Consider the following 3,060-nt stretch of genomic DNA (forward strand, 5'->3'; position numbering starts at 1 on the left):
TCGTCGTGCAAATGGCATGCGGCGAAATGCCCTTCGCCGGTGGCCTTGAGCTGGGGCTCCTCGACCTTGCAGCGATCGAAGACATAGGGGCAGCGGGTGTGGAAGCGGCAGCCCTTGGGCGGATTGATCGGGCTCGGCACATCGCCTTTCAGGATGATCCGGTCGCGCGCCGCGCCCGGGTCTGGCACCGGCACGGCGGAGAGCAGCGCCTGGGTATAGGGATGCTTGGGGTTGGCGAAGATCTCGCGGCGCGGCGCCAGCTCGACGATCTTGCCGAGATACATCACCGCCACCCGGTGGGTCATGTGCTCGACCACGGCGAGGTCGTGGCTGATGAACAGCAGCGCCAGGCCGAGCTCCTTCTGCAGGTCCTGCAGGAGGTTGACGATCTGCGCCTTGACCGAGACGTCGAGGGCGGAGACCGCCTCGTCGCAGATGATCAGGTCGGGTTCGGCGGCCAGCGCCCGGGCAATGCCGATGCGCTGGCGCTGGCCGCCGGAGAATTCGTGCGGCCAGCGGTTGACCGCGTCGCGCGGCAGCCGGACCGTGTCCATCAGGTCGGCGATGCGCGCGTCGACCTCGGCGCGGTTCTTGGCCAGCCCGAAATTGGTGATCGGCTCGGCCAGGATGTCGCGCACCCTGAGCCGCGGATTGAGCGAGGAGAACGGGTCCTGGAACACCACCTGGACCCGCCGGCGCAGCGGCCTGAGCGTGCCCGCCGACATGTCGTCGATGCGCTGGCCATCCAGCACGACCTGGCCCGAGGTGATCGGGAACAGCCTGAGGATGGCCTTGCCGACGGTCGACTTGCCGCAACCGGACTCGCCCACCAGCGACAGCGTCTCGCCCTTGGCGATGGCAAACGAGATGCCGTCGACCGCATAGACCTTGGCGGTGACCCCGCCGAAGAAGCCGCCGGTGATCGGGAAATGCTTTTTGAGGTCGCTGACCTCGAGCAGGGGCTGGCTCATGCGGCGACTGCCTCCTTGGGCGCGTGGTGGCAGGCGACGATGTGATGCGCGGCCTTGGCCTCGAGGCCGGGCGCGACCGCCCGGCAGAGATCGGTGACCTTCGGGCAGCGGCCGGCGAAGACGCAGCCTTCGATGCGCTTCTTCAGGCTCGGCACCAGGCCGGGGATTTCGGCGAGCCGGGTGGCGGTGCCCTCCAGCGAGGAACCGAGCTTGGGCACCGCCCCGAGCAGCCCTTGCGTATAGGGATGGCGCGGGTTGCGGAACAGGTCCTTCACCGTCGCCTCCTCGACCTTGCGGCCGGCATACATGACCATGACCCGCTCGGCGACCTCGGCGACCACGCCGAGGTCATGGGTGATCAGCACGATGGCCGCCCCCACCCGGTGCTTCAGGTCGCGCATCAGGTCGAGGATCTGCGCCTGGATGGTCACGTCCAGCGCGGTGGTCGGCTCGTCGGCGATCAGGAGCTTGGGATTGCAGGCGAGCGCGATGGCGATCATCACGCGCTGGCGCATGCCGCCACTGAGCTGGTGGGGATATTCGCGCACCCGCCGCGCCGGCTCGGGAATGCCGACCAAAGTGAGCATGGCGATGGCGCGCTTTTCCGCCTCGTCCTTGTTCAGCCCCTGGTGCAGGCGCAGCGTCTCGCCGATCTGCTTGCCGACGGTGAGCACCGGATTGAGGCTCGTCATCGGCTCCTGGAAGATCATCGAGATGTCGTTGCCGCGGATCGCCCGCATCTCCTTCTCGCTGAGCGCCAGGAGGTCGGTGCCCTGGAACCGGATCGAGCCGGCGATCCGGCCCGGCGGATCCGGGATCAGCCGCAGCAGCGACATGGCGGTGACCGACTTGCCGCAGCCGCTCTCGCCGACCACGGCCAGCGTCTCGCCGGCATTGACGTGGAAGGAGACGCCGTCGACCGCCCGGTTGATGCCGTCGGGCGTGCGGAAATGGGTCTGGAGGTTCTTCACCTCCAGCAGCGGTTCGCCGGGCGCCCCGGATGTCGGGCTCTTGGCGGTCATGGTGGCAGCAGTGGTCATCGCCGATCAGTCCCCCTTGGCCATGCGGGGATCGAGCGCGTCGCGCAGACCATCGCCGAGAAGATTCACCGCCAGCACCGTCAGCGACAGGAAGATCGCCGGGAACAGCACGATGTAGAACTTGACCTGCCAGAGCGCCCGGCCCTCGGCCATGATATTGCCCCAGGACGGCGTGATCGGCGGCGTGCCGGCGCCGATGAACGACAGGATCGCCTCGGTGATCATGGCGCTGGCGCAGATATAGGTCGCCTGCACGATCAGAGGCGCCAGCGTGTTGGGCAGGATGTGGCGCAGGATGATCATCGGCGCGCGCGTGCCGGCGGCGACCGCCGCGTCGACATAGGGCTGTTCGCGCAAGCTCAGCACCACGCCGCGCACCAGCCGCGACACGCGCGGGATCTCGGCGATGGTGATGGCGATGATGACATTGCCGACCGAGCCGCGGGTCAGCGCCATCAGCGCCACCGCCAGCAGGATCGGCGGGATCGACATGATGCCGTCCATCACCCGCATGAAGACGCTGTCGACGGCGCGCACGAAACCGGCGACGAGGCCGATCAGCAGGCCGCCGGCGGAAGCCAGCAGCGCCACCGAGAAGCCGACGATCAGCGACACGCGGGCCCCGTAGAGCACACGCGAATAGATGTCGCGGCCGAGCATGTCGGTGCCGAACCAGTAGAGCGCGGAAGGCTCACGCGTGCGCCTGGAGGTCGCGATCGCGGTCGGGTCGACCGTGCCCAGCCACGGCGCGAACACCGCCGCGATCAGCATCAGCAGCAGCAGCGCGCCGCCGAGCGCGATCATCGGATAGCGCCTGAGGAAGCCGATGAAGCCGCGCCGCGGCTTGACCTCGGGGAGAACGTCCGGCAGATGCGGCGCGACCGCGGTGCCGGCGGGAATATCGGGGCTCTGCAGGGTCAATAGCGGATCCTCGGATCGACAAGCGTGTAAACGAGGTCGATCGCGAGATTGACCAGCACGTAGACGAAGGAAAACAGCAGCACCAGGCCCTGGATCACCGGATAGTCGCGCCTGAGAATGGCATCGAC

The 3,060-nt window shown here is 67.9% G+C and carries 4 protein-coding genes; all 4 read right to left on the bottom strand.

Annotated features, from left to right (window positions below; translation table 11 throughout):
- Positions 1–971: ABC transporter ATP-binding protein (locus AC07WJ_RS37125; RefSeq protein ID WP_494939763.1), on the bottom strand; the 971-nt coding region annotated here is incomplete at its 3' end.
- Positions 968–2,011 (bottom strand): ABC transporter ATP-binding protein, encoded by a 1,044-nt coding sequence (locus tag AC07WJ_RS37130; protein ID WP_494939764.1) that lies wholly within the window; start codon positions 2,009–2,011, stop codon positions 968–970. The genes AC07WJ_RS37130 and AC07WJ_RS37125, both read right to left, overlap by 4 nt.
- A 6-nt stretch (positions 2,012–2,017) precedes the next feature.
- Positions 2,018–2,932 (bottom strand): ABC transporter permease, encoded by a 915-nt coding sequence (locus tag AC07WJ_RS37135; protein WP_494939765.1) that lies wholly within the window; start codon positions 2,930–2,932, stop codon positions 2,018–2,020.
- The coding region (locus tag AC07WJ_RS37140; protein ID WP_494939766.1) for an ABC transporter permease subunit at positions 2,929–3,060 on the bottom strand (132 nt) is incomplete at its 5' end. The genes AC07WJ_RS37135 and AC07WJ_RS37140, both read right to left, overlap by 4 nt.

It is taken from the genome of Phreatobacter sp. GW821-FHT04C01 (assembly GCF_059420385.1).

Coding starts and splice junctions, on each gene's coding strand:
- AC07WJ_RS37130 (WP_494939764.1), bottom strand. CDS start 2,011: ATGACCACTGCTGCCACCATGACCGCCAAGAGCCCGACATCCGGGGCG.